Below are 19755 nucleotides of genomic sequence, written 5' to 3'. Positions count from 1 at the left end.
TTAAAGCGCCAGCCGTGCAACGGCGAAAAGGCCTGTCGCGGCGGCAGCGTAGCTAAGGCTAATCATTGCAAGGATCGCTATTTTTTGCGCCGTACCATGTACGTAGTCCTCGATCATGGTTTGCACACCATTTTTGAAGTGCATCATTGTCACGGCGATGGTCAGCCCTGCAACGATCGCAGGAAACGGACGGGCGAAGTACGCCGTGACCGTTTCATAATCCTGGCCAAGCATTGGGCCGAATGTGAAGACAAACAGGGGAATAAGAAGCAGCAAACCGAATGCGCTGACCTTCATCACCCAAAAATGTTCTGTGCCCGTTTTCGCGGACCCCATGCCCACAGCGCGTTTGCGGTCGGTCAAAAATGCCATGTCAGCGCCCCCTAAACTATAATTATGGTGATCAACGTCAAAAGAACGGAACCACCTATGCAGGCGTACCCCAACTTTTCCGCTGTCGGAATATCAAGGCCGATGCCGTTGTCCCAGATCAGATGTCGCACACCCGCAAGTGTATGATACCACAGCCCAAGAACGGACAAGGTCATGACAATATCGCCAAACCAGCTTGTCAGAACACCATTAGCCACGGCGTAATATTCAGGCGATGTTGCTGCAGCTAAAAACCACCAAATCACCAACAACGATGAAATCAGCAATGCGTTGCCTGTGATCCGCGTCAGGATTGACGTCATGGATGTCAGTTGTGGGCGGTAGATCGTCAAATGCGGCGAAAGCGGGCGGCTGCCCCGGTTCACGTCGGCCATAGCGGTGTCCTTTTTCGTTCCCTGCGCTCTTAGTACCTGTTTTTCGCCCCGTGTCACCTAGTGCGCAGGGGGAAAGCATGCGGTTTTTTGACCCTATTACCCTAATTTATCGTGAATGTGATCACAGTTTTGCGGCGCGTGATCACATTTAACGATTTTCTAATAATTGAACCTGAGTCTCGTCCAAAGTGCTCACTTGCTTGGTGGTTTCCCGCTGTAATTTCCGCCTGATTTGCTCAGGATAGTCATCAAAGCCCGCAGCTGTGACCACAAACGCTTGCGGCCCCATGATAAGGTTCTCATAAAAGTACGCGGTTAAATCCGTACTATCCGTCTCGATGGCTATCGCATTTACCGTTATGGATTCATGGCGGATCACAGTGCGCAAAGAGGTGGGCAAAACACCCTCGTTGGACACACCATCGCCCGAAACGTCGATCACTTTTCGCGCACACTGGGGCACATCCTGCAGCACATCGCGCGACAGGGCCAAAGCCTCGCCAATAGCAGTGGAAAAGTTGCGCCACACGCGAGGATCTTGTTCCACAGCTTGCGCAAACTCCAACACGTCTTGTTCTTGTCGCAGCGCGGTCCAGGGCATGGTCTGACGCTGCCGTCCCGATCCAGACCACTGGATCAAGGTGACATGCGCCTGTTGGGAAACAAGCGCATCCATAACAATTCCGTCCCGAAGGCCCGCAGCCAACCCATTCATCTGAATGCGATACTCTGTCGGGTCAACCGATCCCGACACATCAACAGCCAACACCAGTGCCAGTTCGCAAGCAAAGCTCCGAAACGGAACGATTGAAGAAACAAGGGCAATGCAACGCAACATAAGGTCAAGTCTACGCGATCTTGGGCGACTTGCACCTCACGATTGTGTTCCGGCACATTATCCAGGCACAGGCAATTCACGCAACCACGCTTCGAACTCGGCGCAAACAACAATTTCCACACGCTGCGGGTCATAGAACGCGTTGGGCTCATCACAGGTGTCGACGCGGATGGTTATAAATTGGGGAAAGACAAAATCTTCGTTCAATGCAGCAACTTCTCCGGCGACAAGCCGGTCTGTAAAGCTGGTTGCGCCGCCATCAAAGATCAGGCTTTGGCCAGGTGCTTCTTCGGCGAGTTCATCAAAAACAGGGCCCCAACTGTCGTAGGCCAACTCAAATTCCTCTTCGCAAGTGTCCATACGGTCGTCGGGCAATCCCAAGTCACGGGCAATGTCATCTCGCGCTTCAAAATCGGCACCGGCAAACAAACACACAAGTGTATAAAAACGTTGCAAGTCAGGACCGTGCACATCCCACCAGGCCTCTTGTTCGCCGTCTTTGGCACGCGCCTCGCCCAGAAAACCAAATGCGGCGTCATAGGCGATGCGCGTTGCCACCTCTTCGTCAAACAGATCGTTTATAAGAAGAATAGAAGCCACATCAGCCGCATCTTCTTCCTGACCGAAAACCGGTAACCCCATAACATCAATGATGGCATGGCCCAGTTCGTGGTACAAAACCGACAAAAGGTTCGCTTCCACAAAAGCATCATCGTTTTGTGCAAAAGCAGGGAAAGACAGTGCGCACAGACCGACAACGGCACACCAGCGCTTAAATTGAAAAATCATCAGACACCCCTTCTTTTCGCCAAAAATATCTCGGGGTCTGGGGCAGTGCCCCAGCACGTTCCTGCCTCAGGAACCCCGATCAGACAGGAATTAAAACCCAGTAATCCAAGTCCAACAAGACTTCAGGGGCGTATTTGCCATCGTCTGTACGCAAATTAAAGGGGGCACCACCTTTCGTGGCCACCAAACGCAACCGCAAAGCACCCACACCCGGGGCCGCTGTTTCGGCTTTGTCCAGCACTTCGGACCAAGCCCGAACTGTATCACCTGCAAGACACGGATTGGCGTGGGCACCTGCGTTCAAACCGACAACCATTTGCGCATTGGCCAAACCATTGAACGACAAGGCGCGGGCCATGGAAATGACATGCCCCCCATAGATCAGTCTGCTGCCGTCGGGCCGCGCTGATGTATCGAAATGCACTTTGGCTGTGTTCTGCCACAAACGCGTTGCCATCATATGTTCGGCTTCTTCGATGGTCACCCCATCTACGTGATCGATTTGCTCACCAACCTGATAGTCGCCCCAACGGTGGGCTTCACCGGCTTGGTCAAAATCATAGTTGGAAAAATCCAAACCACTTGGCACAACAAGATCAGACACAGTCAGCGCTTTGGGCAAATCAGGAACCACAGGTTCAGGCGCCGGCGCATCGGCATCGCGTTTGCGCACCATAACCCACCGCACATATTCCATAACCGTTTCATCGCGTTGGTTCAGACCAGTGGTGCGCACATAGACAACACCAGTTTTACCGTTCGAGTTTTGCTTGACCCCAATAACTTCGGACCGCGAACGCAACGTGTCCCCGGCATAAACAGGCAGCAACCAACGTCCCTGCGCATAGCCCAAATTGGCAACGGCATTTAGTGAAACATCTGGAACCGTCTTGCCAAAAACCACATGGAAGGCTGCCATATCATCCAAAGGGCTAAAAGGCAGGCCGCAGTTCTGCGCAAACTGATCCGAGGAATACAGCGCATGACGTGCTGGATACAGTGCGTGATACAGTGCGCGTTCTCCACCTGAAACGGTGCGTGGTACGGCGTGATCCATAACCATTCCGACACGGTAGTCTTCAAAGAAACGGCCGGCGTTGGTCTTGACTGCTTGCGGTTTGGTCATGGTGGTTGTCACGCTCATCTTTAGTGTTGTCCCAGTTTGGTATCAGATGTGTAGGTGCCATCTGCTTCTTTCACCACGGCTTGCCCGCAGCGCATTACACCTGCTGCGTGGTCCCATGTTTGGGTCGGCGATCCATGCAGTTCCCAGCCTTTGTTCAAGGCATCGGTTACTTTATGGCAAAAGGCGGATGTGTCCTCTTCGGACAAAAATCGATAGAGTTTCATGTGCTTATCCGAACGGGTTCACGCCGAGCCAGACGTGCACACCAGCCGCAACGCCAAACGTCACAAGCGTGATCACAACCAGCAATACGTCTTTTGATGCAGGCCCGGGTTCTGGACGTGTCCAGTTCGGTTCCGCCTTGTTGATCAAAATCACGGACCCCACGGCCCATGCCAACATGCCGCCGAACAAAATGATTGCTGCCAGGTCACCGTTCACCAGCAAATGGGCGATCGCCCAGATCTTGACCGAAATTAGCATGGGATGGCGCCAATACCCTTTCAAACGCCCTGTTGTGGCGGACATGCCGAACACAAAAAACGCAATCAGCATCAGCAGATTGTTGATATGGCGAAAAAACTCGGGCGGGCTCCAGACATGGATGAAATCGGCGGCGCGGTAGCCCACAACCATCAACGCAATCGCTGCAAAGCTGGACACTGTAACAACCAATTTGCCTTTGTCGCCAAATCCCGCGCGGTGATCCGGCGCAAGTCGTTTCCAGTAATGTGCGCCAGTCCAAAGGATCAGACCAAGGATTATCAATAGCATATTGGAACTCCGAAGATGGGGTTAGGCGGTCAAGGCCGCGATTGCCTCTACCTTTGCCAGAGTATCACGGGCCGTGGCAACATGCAGGTTTTCTACGATCTTGCCATCCACCACAGCCACGCCCTGCCCTGTTGCCTCCACTTCGTTGAAGGCTTCAATTTGGCGACGGGCCAGTTCCACTTCGGCATCAGACGGTGAAAAGGCGGTGTTTGTCACATCCACTTGCGCCGGATGGATCAGCGTTTTGCCATCAAATCCCATATCGCGCCCCTGATCGCATTCAACCTTCAACCCATCATCGTCTTTAAACGCATTGTACACACCATCGATGATCACACACCCGTTGGCTTTTGCGGCAAGCACGCAAAGCCCCAAACCAGCCTGAAGGGGCAAGCGGTCGGCCCGGTGGCGGGTTTGCAATTCCTTCGCCAAGTCGTTGGTGCCCATTACCATGCCTTGCAACTTTGGGTGCGCCCCAATGGAAGCTGCGTTAATCATACCGGCGGGCGTTTCCATCATGGCCCACAACGGGATGTCCCCTGTGATCTCGGCCAGCGCATCAAGGTCTGCGGGGCTGGATACTTTTGGCAACAAGATTGCATCTGCCCCCATTTTTGCGGCCGCCTCTGCATCGGCTTTGCCCCATGGCGTGTCGAACGCATTGATCCGGATGACTTTCATACGACCGCCGTAGCCGTCTTGGGCCAAAGCTTCGGCCAATATGGCGCGGGATGCCTCTTTTTCGTCCACGCTGACTGCGTCTTCCAGATCGAAAATGATCGCATCCACGGGCAATCCGCGGGCCTTGTCCAAAGCACGAGGCTTCGACGCAGGAATATACAAAACAGAACGCAATGGACGTGCAAGGGTCATGAGAAGCAGCTTTCGGTAAGGACATAATATTGCGCAGAACAAGTACATTCGTTGTCAAAAAGTACAAGCGCTTTTCGCTGCGTTGCGGCAAAAATCAAATTGAAAACAACCAGCGGACGCAGCGTTAACCATTGTTTCAGCCCTGTTGGCGCAAAGTCCTGTCATCGGATGTCACCGGGAGGGCCGTTTCAGCAAAGCCGCTGAACCTTTGCGGAAGGGGCAATCGATACGCGATTGGAACCGGGGCCGCCCGGTCATCGCCGGATATCCGGCAAGGGCTTGATGACTGCGGGTGACGCTTTTTGACAAAAGGCTGAACAACATGAAACGCAAAAACAAAATCCTGCATCTGGGTGCACTGACCGTTACAACAGGTCTTTACTTGACGGTCGCGACCGACGCCGTTGCACAAAATGCCCGCAATTGCGGTCCCCGAGAAATCGTGGTGGACCGTTTGGCAGACGGGTACGGTGAGACGCGCCAATCCATGGGCCTTGGCGCAAACAATTCTGTTGTTGAGGTTTTTGCCTCTGATGCATCGGGCACATGGACCATCACCATCACATCGCCAAATGGCGTGACCTGCCTTGTGGCATCTGGCCAAGCATTTGAACCCTTGGTCGAAGCTTTGCCCGCGAAAGGCAACGACGCTTAAAAAAGCTGCAAATTGAAGCGCTTGTGTCCGCGATAGTGATGCTACCAGATTTGGAAGGCGGGTGTTTGCATCCGCCTTTTTTTATGTCTCGGCAGCTTCGATGGCAGGTCAGCGATAGATCTGCGCTTTAGAATAAACCGTCCCAGATCAGCTTCACACCGGTGACCATCAGAACAAGATATGTGAACCCGAAAAACAGCCGCTCAGATACCAAATGATGTGCTTTCACGCCCAGCCACGCCCCCAGCAAAGCAAAAGGGGCCAAAACAATGTTCGCTTGTATCGTTTGCACCGTAAACATGCCCAGGAATGCATAAGGTACAAACTTTGCCGCGTTTATGGCCCAAAAGATAAGCACGGTGCTGGCTTGGTATTCTGTTTTGCTTAACCCGCGTGACAACAGGAATATGGCTGCAGGCGGCCCGCCGGCATGGCTGACAAAACTGGTAAAACCAGCTGCAAATCCTGCAATCCAGCCGACCCAATCGGGCCAAACCATTTGGCCCAGCTTGATCAGGCCCTGCCCCACCGACAGCTGCCACACCACAAATCCTACAGAAATCGCTCCGATCAGAACCCGTAACGCGTCATCGCTCACCATAGTAAAAAGTACGACCCCGAAGGCCACACCCGGAACGCCGCCGACAATCATCAATTTCGCATCTTGCCACCGCCATTTGCCCCAATAGGGGCGCAGGCTGGCGACATCGATCAACATCAGCATGGGCAGCATGACACCCAAGGCCATGGCAGGCGGCACCACAAGGGCAAGAATCGACGCTGCCGCAAATGCGGCCCCGGACCCAAATCCACCTTTGGAAATTCCTGCAAACATGACCGCAGGCCCTGCAATCGAGAAAAAGCTCAAATCCAAGCTAAGCACTGTTTGCTCCGTCAAAATCCAGTTAGTCTATGTGCTTAAACGCTTGATTGGGGACAAGGTACACCCAAAGGTGACAGGCGCCGCGGCGCCACACACTTGCGCGGAACGCAAAATGGCTCTAGTCACGCGGGCGAAATTCAACCCAGAACGGAGAATTAAAATGGCCAGACCCAAGATCGCGCTTATCGGCGCAGGTCAGATCGGTGGCACGCTTGCACACCTCGCCGCGATCAAAGAATTAGGCGACGTCGTCCTGTTCGACATTTCCGAAGGCACACCAGAAGGCAAAGCCCTCGATATCGCTGAATCCGGCCCCTCCGAAGGCTTCGACGCGAAAATGTCCGGCACACAGTCTTATGCGGACATTGCAGGCGCAGACGTCTGCATCGTAACAGCAGGTGTCCCACGCAAACCCGGCATGAGCCGTGATGATTTGCTGGGCATCAACCTTAAAGTTATGAAATCCGTTGGCGAAGGCATCCGCGATCACGCACCAAACGCCTTTGTGATCTGCATCACCAACCCGCTCGACGCGATGGTTTGGGCGCTGCGCGAATTTTCCGGCCTGCCACACGAAAAAGTCTGTGGCATGGCAGGTGTTCTCGATTCCGCACGCTTCCGCCATTTCTTGGCAGAAGAATTCAACGTCTCCATGCGCGACGTCACGGCCTTCGTTTTGGGCGGCCACGGCGACACAATGGTGCCTTTGACACGGTATTCCACCGTTGGCGGTATCCCGTTGGACGATATGGTTAAAATGGGTTGGACCACGCAGGAAAAACTGGATGCTATCGTTCAGCGGACCCGGGATGGCGGCGCAGAAATCGTTGGCCTGTTGAAGACTGGGTCTGCGTTCTATGCACCTGCAACATCCGCCATCGAGATGGCAGAAGCCTTTCTGAAAGACCAAAAGCGCGTGTTGCCTTGTGCAGCCTATGTTGACGGCGCTTTGGGTCTGAAAGGCATGTATGTTGGTGTGCCAACAGTCATCGGCGCAGGCGGCGTTGAGCGCGTGATCGACATCCAGATGACCAAAGACGAGCAGGCCATGTTCGACAGCTCTGTCAAAGCCGTTCAGGGTTTGGTTGAGGCGTGCAAAGGCATTGATGGCTCTTTGAGCTAAATGCAACGCAGTTAAAACGCACGAAAGGCCGCTGCAACCAGCGGCCTTTTTTGATCGTTAGTCGTTAAGTTACCGCAGAGCGATTGATGAAAGCCCTAACCCGTCTTGAATCACCACCACACTGTGTTCGAAACTGGGTCGCAAAACCCAACCCCGGGCACTTATTCTGTGTGGAATGCAAAGGTTTGCAATCACACAGAGTGGAGTACGTTCGTCCTGATAGGTAAGAATAGCATCAAGATCTGCGGACGTGACACGATCTTTGGTCTTAGGGTAAAATGAATTCCTGAAGAATCTGCGGCGACCTGTCCCGTCAAAAGATATATCCACGCAAAGGCAAGAACGAGTGACTTAATGTGTGCTGGCTTCAATTTTGTGTATGACTGCTTTGATTCGGCGTTCCCAAGCCTGTTGCAACTGGAACTTAAGACTGACCGCAAAAAATTATCTAAAACCAAACTTCCTGAATTGCCCCCTGCCAGTTTGTGATCACACGATTTTTTATTGTGATCACAAATGCTTCAAATCAGTGTGAAATACATGCTATAATCTATTTTCCCGTTTACCCCACCTTCATGGATAATCGTATACCGACAGGTAAATGCAGCCAAACGGGACTGAAGACACATGAACATCCACGAATACCAAGCCAAAGCTCTTTTGCGCAGCTACGGGGCGCCGGTCTCTGACGGTCGCGTTGTTTTGAAAGCCGAAGACGCCAAATCCGCCGCAGGCGAGATGGACGGCCCGCTGTGGGTGGTCAAAGCCCAAATCCATGCCGGTGGACGCGGCAAAGGCAAGTTCAAGGAAGCTGACGCAGGCGAAGCCGGCGGTGTGCGCTTGACCAAGTCCGTTCAAGAAGCTGCCGAGGAAGCCAAAAAAATGTTGGGCCGCACATTGGTCACGCACCAGACGGGTCCGGCGGGCAAACAAGTCAACCGCATCTACATCGAAGACGGCTCCGGTATCGAAACCGAACTGTACCTTGCATTGCTGGTTGATCGCCAGACATCTCGCGTATCCTTTGTGTGCTCTACCGAAGGCGGAATGGACATCGAAGAAGTGGCAGCTGAAACACCTGAAAAAATCTTGTCTTTCTCCGTTGACCCGGCGTCAGGGTATCAAGCATTCCATGGCCGCCGCATCGCATTTGCGCTGGGACTGGAAGGCAAACAGGTCAAGCAGTGTGTCGCGTTGATGGGTCTCTTGTTCAAAGCCTTCAACGAAAAAGACATGGAAATGCTGGAAATCAACCCGCTGATCGTCACTGACAGCGGTGATCTGAAAGTGCTCGACGCCAAAGTGTCCTTTGACGGCAACGCCCTGTATCGCCACGCCGACATCAACGAATTGCGTGATGAGACGGAAGAAGATGCAAAAGAACTTGAAGCATCCAAATACGACTTGAACTATATCACCTTGGACGGTGAAATCGGGTGCATGGTCAATGGCGCAGGCTTGGCTATGGCGACCATGGACATCATCAAGCTGTATGGCGCAGAACCTGCGAACTTCCTGGACGTAGGGGGTGGTGCAACCAAAGAAAAAGTCACCGAGGCATTCAAGATCATCACCTCTGATCCAAACGTCAAAGGCATTCTGGTCAACATCTTTGGTGGTATCATGCGCTGCGATGTTATCGCAGAAGGTGTGGTCGCCGCTGTAAAGGAAGTCGGCTTGCAAGTGCCCTTAGTCGTGCGTTTGGAAGGCACAAACGTGGAGCAAGGCAAAGAGATCATCAACTCCTCCGGTCTGGATGTCATCGCAGCAGATGATCTGAAAGATGGTGCGCAAAAGATCGTGAAAGCGGTTAAAGGCTAAGCCAATGCGCTCTGGTGCCCTCTCAATTGCGGCTGTAGTTTCTATTGTGTCAGCTTTTGCTTTGTCTGCCGAGCAGGCAAAGCAAGCTGATGGCCTGACTACACCTCATTTGGCGACGGCCACGGATGCGGCGATCGCAGCCTTTACAGGATTTTGCTTCAAAGCAGGGCAATCTCCGGATCAAGCACGTCAAAACATGGAAAAGGCCGCGGGGTCGCCCCTACCCTTTGAATTGACTTTCTGGGACACGACACGTGCGCCTGCCCCAGAAGCACCAAACATGATCGAACGGCGCTGCGAAGTTGCTTGGCCCGGCCAACACACAACAGTCGCCATCGTGGCTTTGCGGTCAAAAATGGCAGAACCACCCGTATTCGGGACGCAAATTGCACTGCCTGAAACCCATGTTCCTTTAAAAGGCACCGCCCTTATCGAAGGCCGCGTTCTGCTGCGCGGACGGATTGCTGTAGTCCATGTTGGAACGCGCGACGCTGCCGGTTTGACACAAACCTTCATCGCAGTAGACCGCCTGCCTGATGATTGGCAAACGCGTCTGGAAGCCAAAGCATGATATTGAAAATTCAACCTGCGCTCGCGAAAAACATCGCCATAAAACAGGCAATGGCTGTCGCCGGCATCGGGCTATTGCTGTCGGGATGTGTGCATGTTCCGAAAGGCGAATTGACTGAAGAAAGCTATTTTCCACCTCTGGGTCTTGGTCAGGAAGCCGCCGCTTTAGACGCGCGTCGTAGCCAGCACTATACAACATCTGGCGCGCCTCACACCGTGCGCGTGACTGCACCGGTTGCCAACGCCGAAGTCCCTTTGGACGAGGTGGTCTTTGAAGATGCCGCGGCGTTTCAAACACACAGCCAAACCATTTTGCCCACATCAAACACATCCGCCGCACCTTTTCGCGGCGCCTCATACACCGCCCTCACACGGCACTGAAATACACACGAAGGAAAACAACACATGGCAGTTCTCATCGACGAAAACACCAAAGTCATCTGTCAGGGCCTGACCGGCTCTCAGGGGACATTCCACACAGAACAAGCCATCGCGTACGGCACGAAAATGGTCGGCGGTGTAACGCCGGGCAAAGGGGGCCAAAGCCATTTGGACCTGCCCGTGTTCAACTCTGTCCATGAAGCGATGCATGTGACCGAAGCCAATGCGTCCGTGATCTATGTACCACCGCCATTTGCAGCCGATTCCATTCTGGAAGCCATCGATGCCGAGATGCCGCTGATCGTGTGCATCACCGAAGGCATTCCGGTTCTGGATATGATGAAAGTACAGCGCGCTCTGGAAGGCTCCAAGTCGCGCCTCATCGGCCCGAACTGCCCTGGCGTAATCACGCCCGACGCCTGCAAAATTGGTATCATGCCTGGCCACATCCACAAGCGTGGGACCTGTGGTGTTGTGTCCCGCTCCGGCACTTTGACGTATGAGGCCGTGAAGCAGACAACCGATCTTGGCCTTGGTCAGTCTTCGGCTGTGGGCATCGGTGGTGACCCCATCAAGGGAACCGAACACATCGACGTTTTGGAAATGTTCCTGGCAGATGATGAAACCCAGTCCATTATCATGATCGGTGAGATCGGCGGCTCTGCCGAAGAAGAAGCGGCCCAGTTCCTCGCAGATGAGAAAAAGAAAGGCCGTTGGAAACCAACAGCTGGTTTCATCGCAGGCCGCACGGCCCCTCCCGGTCGCCGCATGGGTCACGCCGGCGCGATTGTTGCAGGCGGCAAAGGCGGCGCGGAAGACAAAATCGAAGCAATGAAAGCCGCTGGTATCGTAGTTGCCGATAGCCCTGCTACGCTGGGCGAGGCCGTGCAAGAAGCCATCGCCAAAGGCTAAAACCCCCGACCATCGGCTGAAGGGCCGGGGGTCAATCCGACACAGTACCCCATCAAGGGTGCAATCTGACATCAACACCCGAAAGGGAAAGTCATGACCGACCATCCAGCCAACGACCAGTTCCATGCCTCCAGCTTCATGCAGGGGCATAACGCCGAATATCTTGAACAGATGTATGCGCGCTACGCCAACGACCCGTCGGCAGTGGATGAGAGTTGGCAGGCCTTTTTCAAGGCCATGGGCGATGACGATGTCAGCGTCAAACGGGAAGCACAAGGCCCCAGCTGGGCGCGTGGTGACTGGCCGCCAATGCCAGCCGATGATCTGACGGCTGCATTGACGGGCGAATGGGCCCCGGAGGCCGAAGTCAAAGATGCCGGTAAAAAGATCAAGGACAAGGCCACCGAAAAAGGTGTCTCGATCAGTGATGACCAAGTGAAACGTGCTGTGCTGGACAGCATTCGGGCATTGATGATCATTCGCGCGTACCGCATCCGAGGCCATCTGGTCGCTGACCTTGACCCCTTGGGCATGCGCGATCAGACACCGCACCCGGAACTCGACCCAAAATCTTATGGCTTCACAGAAGCCGATATGGATCGTCCTATCTTCATCGACAACGTTCTAGGTCTTCAAGTCGCCACGATGCGTGAAATCCTCAGCATCGTGAAGCGTACCTACTGTGGCACCTTTGCGCTGCAATACATGCACATCTCCAACCCCGAAGAAGCGGGTTGGCTCAAAGAACGCATCGAAGGTTTGGGCAAAGAGGTTCAATTCACCCGCGAGGGACGTAAAGCGATCCTGAACAAGATGGTTGAAGCCGAAGGTTTTGAGAAGTTCCTTCATGTCAAATACATGGGCACCAAACGCTTTGGTCTTGATGGCGGCGAGAGCCTGATCCCCGCGATGGAACAGATCATCAAGCGCGGTGGCAGCCTTGGCGTACGCGATGTCGTGATCGGCATGCCGCACCGTGGTCGTTTGTCTGTTTTGGCAAACGTCATGCAGAAACCCTACCGTGCCATTTTCAACGAATTTCAAGGCGGCAGCTTCAAGCCTGAAGACGTAGACGGCTCCGGAGATGTGAAATACCATCTGGGCGCCTCCTCTGACCGTGAATTCGACAACAACACTGTTCACCTGTCTTTGACTGCCAACCCCAGCCACCTGGAAGCGGTAAACCCGGTTGTTTTGGGTAAAGTTCGTGCCAAACAGGACCAATACAAAGACGACGAACGCACATCCGTCATGCCAATATTGTTACATGGCGATGCAGCTTTTGCTGGCCAAGGCGTGGTCGCAGAGTGCTTCGCCCTGTCCGGTCTGAAAGGCCACAAAGCCGGCGGTACCATGCATATCGTTGTGAACAACCAGATTGGCTTTACAACTGCACCGCATTTTTCACGCTCAAGCCCTTACCCCACGGACAACGCGCTGGTTGTCGAAGCCCCGATCTTCCATGTGAACGGTGATGATCCAGAAGCAGTGGTACATGCAGCCAAAGTTGCCACAGAGTTCCGTCAAAAATTCCGCAAAGATGTTGTTATCGACATCATTTGTTACCGTCGGTTTGGGCACAACGAGGGTGACGAACCCATGTTCACCAACCCGATCATGTACAAAAAGATCAAAACACAAAAGACGTCGCTTAGCCTTTATACAGAACGTCTGGTGCGTGATGGCCTGATCCCAGAAGGTGAAATCGAGGACATGAAAGCCGCGTTCCAAGCCAAGATGAACGCCGAATTCGAGGCGGGCAAAGACTACAAACCGAACAAAGCCGACTGGCTGGATGGTAAGTGGTCACATCTGGACCGCAACAAGGACGATTATGTGCGTGGCAACACCGCGATTGATCCGGAAACTTTGGCGGATGTTGGCAAAGCTTTGTCCACACCGCCCGCGGATTACCCACTGCACAAAACCGTCGGGCGTTTGCTGGACAGCAAAGCAAAGATGTTTGAAACTGGCGAAGGCTTTGATTGGGCCACCGGCGAGGCATTGGCCTTTGGATCCTTGTTAACCGAAGGATACCCGGTACGGTTGGCAGGTCAGGATTCCACCCGTGGGACCTTTTCGCAACGCCATTCGGGACTGGTGAACCAGAACACCGAAGAACGCTATTACCCTTTGAACAACGTTCGTGCGGGACAGGCGCATTACGAAGTTATCGATTCAATGCTGTCAGAATATGCCGTGCTTGGGTTTGAATACGGATACTCGATGGCGGAACCGAATGCGTTAACCCTTTGGGAAGCGCAATTTGGGGATTTCGCCAACGGTGCGCAGATTATGTTCGACCAATTTATCAGCTCGGGCGAAAGCAAATGGTTGCGCATGTCAGGTTTGGTCGTGTTGCTGCCACATGGGTTTGAAGGCCAAGGGCCGGAACATTCGTCCGCACGCCTCGAACGTTTTTTGCAAATGTGTGGCCAAGACAACTGGATCGTTGCCAATTGCACAACGCCCGCAAACTATTTCCACATTCTGCGTCGTCAGTTGCATCGGTCCTTCCGCAAACCGCTAATCCTTATGACACCTAAATCACTGTTGCGTCACAAGCTGGCCGTCAGCAAAGCAGACGAATTCACCACCGGATCGTCCTTCCACCGCCTGATGTGGGACGATGCACAACACGGCAATTCCGACACCACGCTGGTCGCAGACGAAAAGATCAAACGCGTCGTTATGTGTTCTGGCAAGGTGTACTACGACCTTCTGGAAGAACGCGACGCACGCGGCATCGACGACATCTACTTGCTGCGGGTCGAACAATTTTATCCCTTCCCTGCCCAATCCGCCGTACGCGAATTGGAACGGTTCAAGAATGCCGAAGTGGTCTGGTGCCAGGAAGAGCCCAAAAATCAGGGCGCTTGGACCTTTATCGAACCAAACATAGAATGGGTTCTGGGACGCATCGACGCCAAACACAAGCGTCCCGTTTACGTGGGCCGTGCGACATCCGCATCCCCTGCCACGGGCCTCGCCTCCATCCACAAAGCACAACAAGCAGCCCTCGTTGACGACGCGCTGACCATCAAAGGAAACTGATCCATGACAACTGAAGTACGGGTGCCCACATTGGGCGAAAGCGTCACGGAAGCCACTGTTGCCACATGGTTCAAGAAACCGGGTGATGCAGTCGCGATCGATGAAATGCTGTGTGAACTGGAAACAGACAAAGTCACCGTCGAAGTGCCAAGCCCCGCAGCAGGCACGATGGGCGACATCGTGGCTGCTGAAGGCGAAACAGTAGGCGTTGACGCGCTGCTGGCCACAATCGCCGAAGGTGGCGAAGCTGCCGCGCCCGCGGCCCCGGCCGCGGAACAAAAACCGCAAGCGGATGCGCCAGCGCCATCCGGTGGCGACAGTTTAGATGTTATGGTTCCCACTTTGGGAGAAAGCGTCACAGAAGCCACAGTTTCCACATGGTTCAAAGCCGTCGGAGACAGCGTCGCGCAAGATGAAATGCTGTGCGAACTTGAAACAGACAAAGTCAGCGTAGAAGTTCCTGCACCTGCTGCCGGCGTTCTGGCAGAAATTTCTGCCCCAGAAGGCACAACAGTGGATGCCACAGCCAAATTGGCAGTGATATCTTCCTCTGGTGCGGTTGCGGCGGCACCCGCTGCTGCCCCTGCGCCGACGGGATCCTCTTCGTCCAAAGACGTAGAAGATGCCCCGTCAGCCAAGAAAGCTATGGCCGAAGCTGGTGTATCGCGCGATCAAGTCACAGGTACAGGCCGCGATGGTCGTGTCATGAAGGATGACGTCGCAAAAGCCGTCGCCGCTGCGGCCTCCGCCCCGGCACCGGTTGCGGCCCCGCGCGGACCTGTGTCCGCAGATGACGCATCCCGCGAAGAGCGCGTCAAAATGACCCGCTTGCGTCAGACCATCGCCAAGCGTCTCAAAGACAGCCAAAACACAGCTGCCATGCTGACCACATACAACGAGGTCGACATGACCGAAGTGATGGCGCTGCGCAACGAATACAAAGACCTGTTTTTGAAAAAGCACGGTGTGAAACTTGGGTTTATGTCCTTCTTCACAAAGGCTTGTGTGCATGCTTTGAAAGAAGTGCCAGAGGTCAACGCCGAGATTGACGGAACCGATGTGGTATATAAAAACTTCGTGCACATGGGCATCGCCGCCGGTACGCCGTCCGGTCTTGTTGTGCCGGTGATCCGCGACGCCGACGCCATGAGCTTTGCCGCTATCGAAAAAGCTATTGCTGAAAAAGGTGCGCGGGCGCGTGACGGCAAATTGTCCATGGCGGAAATGCAAGGTGGCACCTTTACCATTTCCAACGGTGGTGTGTACGGATCGTTGATGTCTTCCCCAATCCTGAACCCCCCACAATCGGGCATTTTGGGCATGCACAAGATCCAGGATCGCCCTATGGCGATCAAAGGACAAGTTGTGATCCGCCCGATGATGTACCTCGCGCTTAGCTACGATCACCGCATCGTGGATGGCAAAGGGGCCGTCACCTTCCTTGTGCGTGTCAAAGAAGCACTGGAAGATCCGCGCAGGTTGCTGATGGACCTCTGAGTGTTTCCGAACCCCAAACCCTTCTTCGACCAGCCACCGTTCAGCGGACAGCAACGCAACCGAAATCTTCGGTTGTCGGCTGAACGCTATCCCGACCGGCTGGTCGACGTGCGTCACGCAAAGCGTGTGATGCAAAGGATTGTTATGCCAGCCGATGGCTCATGGGCCTATGCGGAAAACCAAAAATCCGCAACAACGTCCACGTATGCCGCGCTTTATGAATTGACCTTCGGGGTCAAGCTAAGCGCCCATATGGATGAGAATATCGCCGATTGGGCTGATCAATCGCCTCAGAACCTAGATAAGGCGCAAGTTTTTTATCAATTGGCGCAATTCGAAAACAGCATAGAAGCTTTGGACAAAGCTTTTCGCTTTTCCGTGATCCGCAATCCGGTTGAACGCGCCGCTTCGTCTTTCCATTTTATTTGCTTCACCCAGAAAAAATCTCTTCGGCAGTTCTATGCAGATCGGGTTCGCATGAATGTTTTGGGGTTTGACTGGGACAACGATCCCTACACACAAACCGGGTTTTCGAAGTTCCTGCATTACGTGGAACAAGAAGCGGCAATGGTGCGCACAGCAGGGCGATTGGCCGATCCCCATTTTCGCCCTCAGGCGATGAACATGTCCCTTGAACTGCTTGATCCCCATCTGGTTTTTCGCGTCGATGATTTGGCTGAAGGGTTGGATACACTGGCGCACAATCTTGGGCGACCTGCCTTGGCACAGGAAACATCCCAGGCAAGATTGAACGCTCAGCCTGAACGCCAAACGTATACTTCGGAAATGGCATTGATCGAACGCGTCTACGCAGACGACTTTGAAATCTACGAAAGCGCGAGCCTGCAATTGCGCAAAGACTGGACCATCCCTAACCGCGCGCTTTGACGTGCCAAACACGGAACAACAGACGTCATGCCTGTAATGTGCGCCTTGAAGAAACAACCCGAAGCGCCGTCTTTTTTGTCGAAGCGCCAACACGCCCGCGTTTCCTGTTGCGCGACCGTCAGGGCATAGGGAAATGGCATACCTGCAACCTGCAAATCTGCGCTGCCCCAATTGCGGCTTTGTACAACAGATTTCAACAGTTGTCGGCGTCGGGCCGGGCTCCCAAAAAGGGGACACGCCGTATCGCACGTACCGCTCAATCGGGGATTGCGTCGAAGGCAAACGCGATGACGGCAACAAGGACGGCACTTTGCGCTGCCCACATGACGACACGGTTTTATGGTCGAACGTGGCTGGGAAAAAGGCGCAGCACACATGAAACGCATCGCTGTTTTCGCCGCCATCGTTGTGAGCCTGTTTTTTGTTGTTGTCATCAGCACGTCACAGCCACAAACACCGCCACCGGCCGTCGCCAAACAACACCAGGCGCATGAGGTGTTGGTCATCAAATCAACGCGCGAGCTGCATCTTCTACGAAATGGAGGCACCTTTAAACGTTATGATGTTTCTCTTGGTGCCGCGCCAAGCGGTCACAAGACCCAAGAAGGCGATGAACGCACCCCCGAGGGCAAGTATATTATTGATTGGCGGAATGCAGATTCCATCGCGCATCTCAGTTTGCACATTTCCTACCCAAACAGCGACGACAAAGCCCGGGCTGCGGCCAACGATACAGCCCCCGGCGGAAACATAATGATCCACGGTCTTCCTAATGGCTGGGGATGGTTGAACAAGCTACACTTGGCTTGGGATTGGACAGACGGCTGCATAGCGGTCACAAATAAACAAATGCGTGAAATATGGGCACATGTACCCAATGGCACGCCCATCACGATAGTGGATGCAATATGACACATGAACTTACCGCTCTGACGCTGGCGGGCCTTTTGCAAGTGATACAGTTTGTATTGATGTCGGTGCCTGCAAATCTTGAATTGGGCACACGGCAAACACTTGGAAACCGCGACAATCTGAACTTTGAAGGCGAAGTCAGCCCGCGAACGGCCAGACTGTACCGCGCACTCAACAATCACTTCGAAGGTTTAATTCTGTTCTCGATCGCCTGTGTGGTTGTTTCTGTCAGTGCACAATCCACAACACTTACCGCCGTGTGCGCCTACACCTACCTTGCCGCACGCGTGCTCTATGTGCCGGCCTATGCATTTGGATGGACGCCTTGGCGTTCCTACATCTGGATGATCGGCTTTTCCGCAACTTTCGTGATGCTGGCGGCAGCACTCTTTTAAACTCTTTTTTCTAAAACATCCCGGGGGAGGCGCGAAAGCGCCGGGGGCAGCGCCCAAAACCCCTTCAGACGCAAAGGACCACATCTCATGGCCAACTACGACGTTATCATCATCGGCTCAGGCCCCGGCGGCTATGTCAGCGCAATTCGCTGTGCGCAGCTTGGACTGAAAACAGCATGTGTCGAAGGGCGCGACACTTTGGGTGGCACCTGCTTGAATGTAGGGTGTATCCCATCCAAAGCCCTGCTGCACGCCAGCCACATGCTACACGAAGCAGAACACAATTTTGCGGCCATGGGTCTGAAAGGGAAAAGCCCTTCGGTCGATTGGAAACAGATGTTGACGTACAAGGCAGATACCATCGGCCAAAACACAAAAGGCATAGAATTTTTGTTTAAAAAGAACAAGGTAGACTGGTTGAAAGGCTGGGCTTCGATCCCGGAAGCCGGAAAAGTGAAAGTCGGCGATGAGGTGCACGAAGCCAAAAACATCATCATCGCGTCCGGCTCGGAACCTGCTTCACTGCCGGGTGTTGAAGTCGATGAAAAGATCGTGGTCACGTCGACAGGGGCACTGGAACTTAACAAAATACCCAAGAAACTCGTAGTGATCGGGGCCGGTGTTATCGGCCTTGAACTGGGCAGCGTGTATTCCCGCCTTGGCTCCGAAGTCACCGTGGTTGAATTCATGGATGCCGTGACCCCGGGAATGGACGCTGAAGTCCAGCGCACCTTCCAAAAGCTGCTGACAAAACAGGGGCTGACATTTGTGATGGGTGCGGCCGTGCAGAAAACGGAAACAGCCAAAGGCAAAGCGAAGGTACATTACAAACTGCGAAAAGATGACAGCGAACATGTGCTGGAAGCCGATGCAGTTTTGGTTGCCACAGGACGCAAACCCTTCACCGATGGTCTGGGACTTGATGCTTTAGGGCTTGAGATCAGCAAACGTGGCCAGATTAAAGTGGGCGCAGACTGGCAAACAAACATCAAAGGCATCTACGCCATCGGTGACGTCATTGACGGCCCAATGTTGGCGCACAAAGCCGAAGACGAAGGTATGGCAGCAGCCGAACAGATTGCCGGCAAACATGGCCACGTAAACTATTCTGTCATTCCGGGTGTCATTTACACCCATCCAGAGGTGGCCAATGTCGGCGAAACAGAAGAAACGCTAAAAGACGCGGGGCGCGCCTATAAAGTGGGCAAGTTCAGCTTCATGGGCAATGGTCGGGCCAAAGCGAATTTCGCAGGTGACGGCTTTGTCAAAATTCTGGCTGACAAGGACAGCGATCGCATTTTGGGCGCACATATCGTTGGCCCTGCTGCTGGGGATCTGATCCACGAGATTTGCGTGGCAATGGAATTTGGCGCGTCTGCCGAAGACCTAGCAATGACGTGTCACGCGCATCCGACATACTCCGAAGCGGTACGAGAAGCCGCTTTGGCCTGCGGCAGTGGTGCAATCCACGCATAAAGCGGTAAGGTGGGCCTTGGC

Annotated in this window: 22 protein-coding genes; 13 read left to right on the top strand and 9 right to left on the bottom strand. The window is 53.8% G+C overall.

Annotated elements, in window-relative coordinates:
• From sdhD to ASD8599_RS04755, 8 genes are all read right to left on the bottom strand, one after another.
• Positions 1-372 carry a succinate dehydrogenase, hydrophobic membrane anchor protein gene (sdhD, locus tag ASD8599_RS04790; RefSeq protein WP_108827482.1) on the bottom strand — a complete coding sequence of 124 codons (372 nt, stop codon included), beginning with the start codon at positions 370-372 and terminating at the stop codon, positions 1-3.
• Positions 373-383: 11 nt separating this feature from the next.
• A complete protein-coding gene (gene sdhC / locus ASD8599_RS04785; protein ID WP_108827481.1) occupies positions 384-767 on the bottom strand; it encodes a succinate dehydrogenase, cytochrome b556 subunit in 384 nt (127 codons plus the stop codon).
• A 148-nt stretch (positions 768-915) separates the two neighbouring features.
• Positions 916-1605: a DUF1194 domain-containing protein gene (locus ASD8599_RS04780; protein ID WP_108827480.1), complete on the bottom strand. Its 690-nt coding sequence runs from the start codon at positions 1603-1605 to the stop codon at positions 916-918.
• Positions 1606-1662: 57 nt separating this feature from the next.
• Positions 1663-2394, bottom strand: a complete 732-nt coding sequence (locus tag ASD8599_RS04775; protein ID WP_108827479.1) for a DUF4344 domain-containing metallopeptidase — start codon at positions 2392-2394, stop codon at positions 1663-1665.
• A gap of 79 nt (positions 2395-2473) precedes the next feature.
• Positions 2474-3520: a MaoC family dehydratase gene (locus tag ASD8599_RS04770; RefSeq protein ID WP_108830006.1), complete on the bottom strand. Its 1047-nt coding sequence runs from the start codon at positions 3518-3520 to the stop codon at positions 2474-2476.
• Between the two features lie 20 nt (positions 3521-3540).
• Complete coding sequence (locus tag ASD8599_RS04765) at positions 3541-3744, bottom strand: DUF1737 domain-containing protein (RefSeq protein WP_108827478.1); 204 nt, start codon at positions 3742-3744, stop codon at positions 3541-3543.
• 4 nt (positions 3745-3748) lie between these two features.
• Positions 3749-4294, bottom strand: a complete 546-nt coding sequence (locus tag ASD8599_RS04760) for an NnrU family protein (protein ID WP_108827477.1) — start codon at positions 4292-4294, stop codon at positions 3749-3751.
• 21 nt (positions 4295-4315) lie between these two features.
• Positions 4316-5167: an HpcH/HpaI aldolase/citrate lyase family protein gene (locus ASD8599_RS04755; protein WP_245925925.1), complete on the bottom strand. Its 852-nt coding sequence runs from the start codon at positions 5165-5167 to the stop codon at positions 4316-4318.
• Positions 5168-5489: 322 nt separating this feature from the next.
• On the opposite strand from ASD8599_RS04755, the gene ASD8599_RS04750 reads away from it, so the two are divergent.
• Positions 5490-5822 carry a hypothetical protein gene (locus ASD8599_RS04750; RefSeq protein ID WP_108827475.1) on the top strand — a complete coding sequence of 111 codons (333 nt, stop codon included), beginning with the start codon at positions 5490-5492 and terminating at the stop codon, positions 5820-5822.
• A 127-nt stretch (positions 5823-5949) separates the two neighbouring features.
• On the opposite strand, the gene ASD8599_RS04745 is transcribed toward ASD8599_RS04750, so the two are convergent.
• Complete coding sequence (locus ASD8599_RS04745) at positions 5950-6705, bottom strand: sulfite exporter TauE/SafE family protein (RefSeq protein ID WP_108827474.1); 756 nt, start codon at positions 6703-6705, stop codon at positions 5950-5952.
• A gap of 160 nt (positions 6706-6865) precedes the next feature.
• Between ASD8599_RS04745 and mdh the strand changes: the two genes are divergently transcribed.
• The 12 genes from mdh (at position 6866) to lpdA (ending at position 19734) form a co-directional block, all read left to right on the top strand.
• The gene (mdh, locus tag ASD8599_RS04740) at positions 6866-7828 is read left to right on the top strand and encodes a malate dehydrogenase (RefSeq protein ID WP_108827473.1); all 963 of its coding nucleotides are present in this window, start codon (positions 6866-6868) and stop codon (positions 7826-7828) included.
• 627 nt (positions 7829-8455) lie between these two features.
• A complete protein-coding gene (sucC, locus tag ASD8599_RS04735) occupies positions 8456-9649 on the top strand; it encodes an ADP-forming succinate--CoA ligase subunit beta (protein WP_108827472.1) in 1194 nt (397 codons plus the stop codon).
• 4 nt (positions 9650-9653) lie between these two features.
• Positions 9654-10220 (top strand): hypothetical protein, encoded by a 567-nt coding sequence (locus tag ASD8599_RS04730; protein ID WP_245925924.1) that lies wholly within the window; start codon positions 9654-9656, stop codon positions 10218-10220.
• Positions 10217-10600 carry a hypothetical protein gene (locus ASD8599_RS04725; protein ID WP_108827471.1) on the top strand — a complete coding sequence of 128 codons (384 nt, stop codon included), beginning with the start codon at positions 10217-10219 and terminating at the stop codon, positions 10598-10600. The genes ASD8599_RS04730 and ASD8599_RS04725 overlap by 4 nt, the downstream gene beginning before the upstream one ends.
• A gap of 24 nt (positions 10601-10624) precedes the next feature.
• Positions 10625-11512, top strand: a complete 888-nt coding sequence (gene sucD, locus ASD8599_RS04720; protein ID WP_108827470.1) for a succinate--CoA ligase subunit alpha — start codon at positions 10625-10627, stop codon at positions 11510-11512.
• A gap of 93 nt (positions 11513-11605) precedes the next feature.
• A complete protein-coding gene (locus ASD8599_RS04715) occupies positions 11606-14566 on the top strand; it encodes a 2-oxoglutarate dehydrogenase E1 component (RefSeq protein ID WP_108827469.1) in 2961 nt (986 codons plus the stop codon).
• A gap of 3 nt (positions 14567-14569) precedes the next feature.
• Positions 14570-16063, top strand: coding sequence for a 2-oxoglutarate dehydrogenase complex dihydrolipoyllysine-residue succinyltransferase (odhB, locus tag ASD8599_RS04710; protein ID WP_108827468.1), 1494 nt, complete (start codon positions 14570-14572; stop codon positions 16061-16063).
• Positions 16064-16951 (top strand): sulfotransferase family 2 domain-containing protein, encoded by an 888-nt coding sequence (locus ASD8599_RS04705; RefSeq protein ID WP_108827467.1) that lies wholly within the window; start codon positions 16064-16066, stop codon positions 16949-16951.
• Between the two features lie 133 nt (positions 16952-17084).
• Positions 17085-17330 (top strand): hypothetical protein, encoded by a 246-nt coding sequence (locus ASD8599_RS04700; RefSeq protein ID WP_108827466.1) that lies wholly within the window; start codon positions 17085-17087, stop codon positions 17328-17330.
• Positions 17327-17863: a L,D-transpeptidase family protein gene (locus ASD8599_RS04695; protein ID WP_108827465.1), complete on the top strand. Its 537-nt coding sequence runs from the start codon at positions 17327-17329 to the stop codon at positions 17861-17863. The genes ASD8599_RS04700 and ASD8599_RS04695 overlap by 4 nt, the downstream gene beginning before the upstream one ends.
• Entirely contained in the window at positions 17860-18258 is a 399-nt protein-coding gene (locus ASD8599_RS04690) for an MAPEG family protein (protein ID WP_108827464.1), read from the top strand. The genes ASD8599_RS04695 and ASD8599_RS04690 overlap by 4 nt, the downstream gene beginning before the upstream one ends.
• An 87-nt stretch (positions 18259-18345) precedes the next feature.
• On the top strand, positions 18346-19734 hold the full coding sequence (lpdA, locus tag ASD8599_RS04685; protein ID WP_108827463.1) for a dihydrolipoyl dehydrogenase: 1389 nt from the start codon (positions 18346-18348) through the stop codon (positions 19732-19734).
• The last annotated feature ends 21 nt before the right edge of the window (positions 19735-19755 follow it).

The sequence above is a fragment of the Ascidiaceihabitans donghaensis genome (genome assembly GCF_900302465.1).
Lineage (GTDB): Bacteria > Pseudomonadota > Alphaproteobacteria > Rhodobacterales > Rhodobacteraceae > Ascidiaceihabitans > Ascidiaceihabitans donghaensis.
The sequence above is the reverse complement of the archived record's forward strand: the minus strand, read 5'-3'. Positions and strand labels throughout refer to the sequence as shown.

Excerpts from the sequence above, each read along its gene's own strand:
- sucC (WP_108827472.1), top strand. The coding sequence starts at position 8,456 with ATGAACATCCACGAATACCAAGCCAAAGCTCTTTTGCGCAGCTACGGG.
- mdh (WP_108827473.1), top strand. The coding sequence starts at position 6,866 with ATGGCCAGACCCAAGATCGCGCTTATCGGCGCAGGTCAGATCGGTGGC.
- lpdA (WP_108827463.1), top strand. The coding sequence starts at position 18,346 with ATGGCCAACTACGACGTTATCATCATCGGCTCAGGCCCCGGCGGCTAT.
- sdhD (WP_108827482.1), bottom strand. The coding sequence starts at position 372 with ATGGCATTTTTGACCGACCGCAAACGCGCTGTGGGCATGGGGTCCGCG.
- ASD8599_RS04765 (WP_108827478.1), bottom strand. The coding sequence starts at position 3,744 with ATGAAACTCTATCGATTTTTGTCCGAAGAGGACACATCCGCCTTTTGC.
- ASD8599_RS04775 (WP_108827479.1), bottom strand. The coding sequence starts at position 2,394 with ATGATTTTTCAATTTAAGCGCTGGTGTGCCGTTGTCGGTCTGTGCGCA.
- ASD8599_RS04755 (WP_245925925.1), bottom strand. The coding sequence starts at position 5,167 with ATGACCCTTGCACGTCCATTGCGTTCTGTTTTGTATATTCCTGCGTCG.
- ASD8599_RS04700 (WP_108827466.1), top strand. The coding sequence starts at position 17,085 with ATGGCATACCTGCAACCTGCAAATCTGCGCTGCCCCAATTGCGGCTTT.
- ASD8599_RS04770 (WP_108830006.1), bottom strand. The coding sequence starts at position 3,520 with ATGACCAAACCGCAAGCAGTCAAGACCAACGCCGGCCGTTTCTTTGAA.
- sdhC (WP_108827481.1), bottom strand. The coding sequence starts at position 767 with ATGGCCGACGTGAACCGGGGCAGCCGCCCGCTTTCGCCGCATTTGACG.
- ASD8599_RS04695 (WP_108827465.1), top strand. The coding sequence starts at position 17,327 with ATGAAACGCATCGCTGTTTTCGCCGCCATCGTTGTGAGCCTGTTTTTT.
- ASD8599_RS04780 (WP_108827480.1), bottom strand. The coding sequence starts at position 1,605 with ATGTTGCGTTGCATTGCCCTTGTTTCTTCAATCGTTCCGTTTCGGAGC.
- ASD8599_RS04760 (WP_108827477.1), bottom strand. The coding sequence starts at position 4,294 with ATGCTATTGATAATCCTTGGTCTGATCCTTTGGACTGGCGCACATTAC.
- sucD (WP_108827470.1), top strand. The coding sequence starts at position 10,625 with ATGGCAGTTCTCATCGACGAAAACACCAAAGTCATCTGTCAGGGCCTG.
- ASD8599_RS04715 (WP_108827469.1), top strand. The coding sequence starts at position 11,606 with ATGACCGACCATCCAGCCAACGACCAGTTCCATGCCTCCAGCTTCATG.
- odhB (WP_108827468.1), top strand. The coding sequence starts at position 14,570 with ATGACAACTGAAGTACGGGTGCCCACATTGGGCGAAAGCGTCACGGAA.
- ASD8599_RS04725 (WP_108827471.1), top strand. The coding sequence starts at position 10,217 with ATGATATTGAAAATTCAACCTGCGCTCGCGAAAAACATCGCCATAAAA.
- ASD8599_RS04750 (WP_108827475.1), top strand. The coding sequence starts at position 5,490 with ATGAAACGCAAAAACAAAATCCTGCATCTGGGTGCACTGACCGTTACA.
- ASD8599_RS04690 (WP_108827464.1), top strand. The coding sequence starts at position 17,860 with ATGACACATGAACTTACCGCTCTGACGCTGGCGGGCCTTTTGCAAGTG.
- ASD8599_RS04730 (WP_245925924.1), top strand. The coding sequence starts at position 9,654 with ATGCGCTCTGGTGCCCTCTCAATTGCGGCTGTAGTTTCTATTGTGTCA.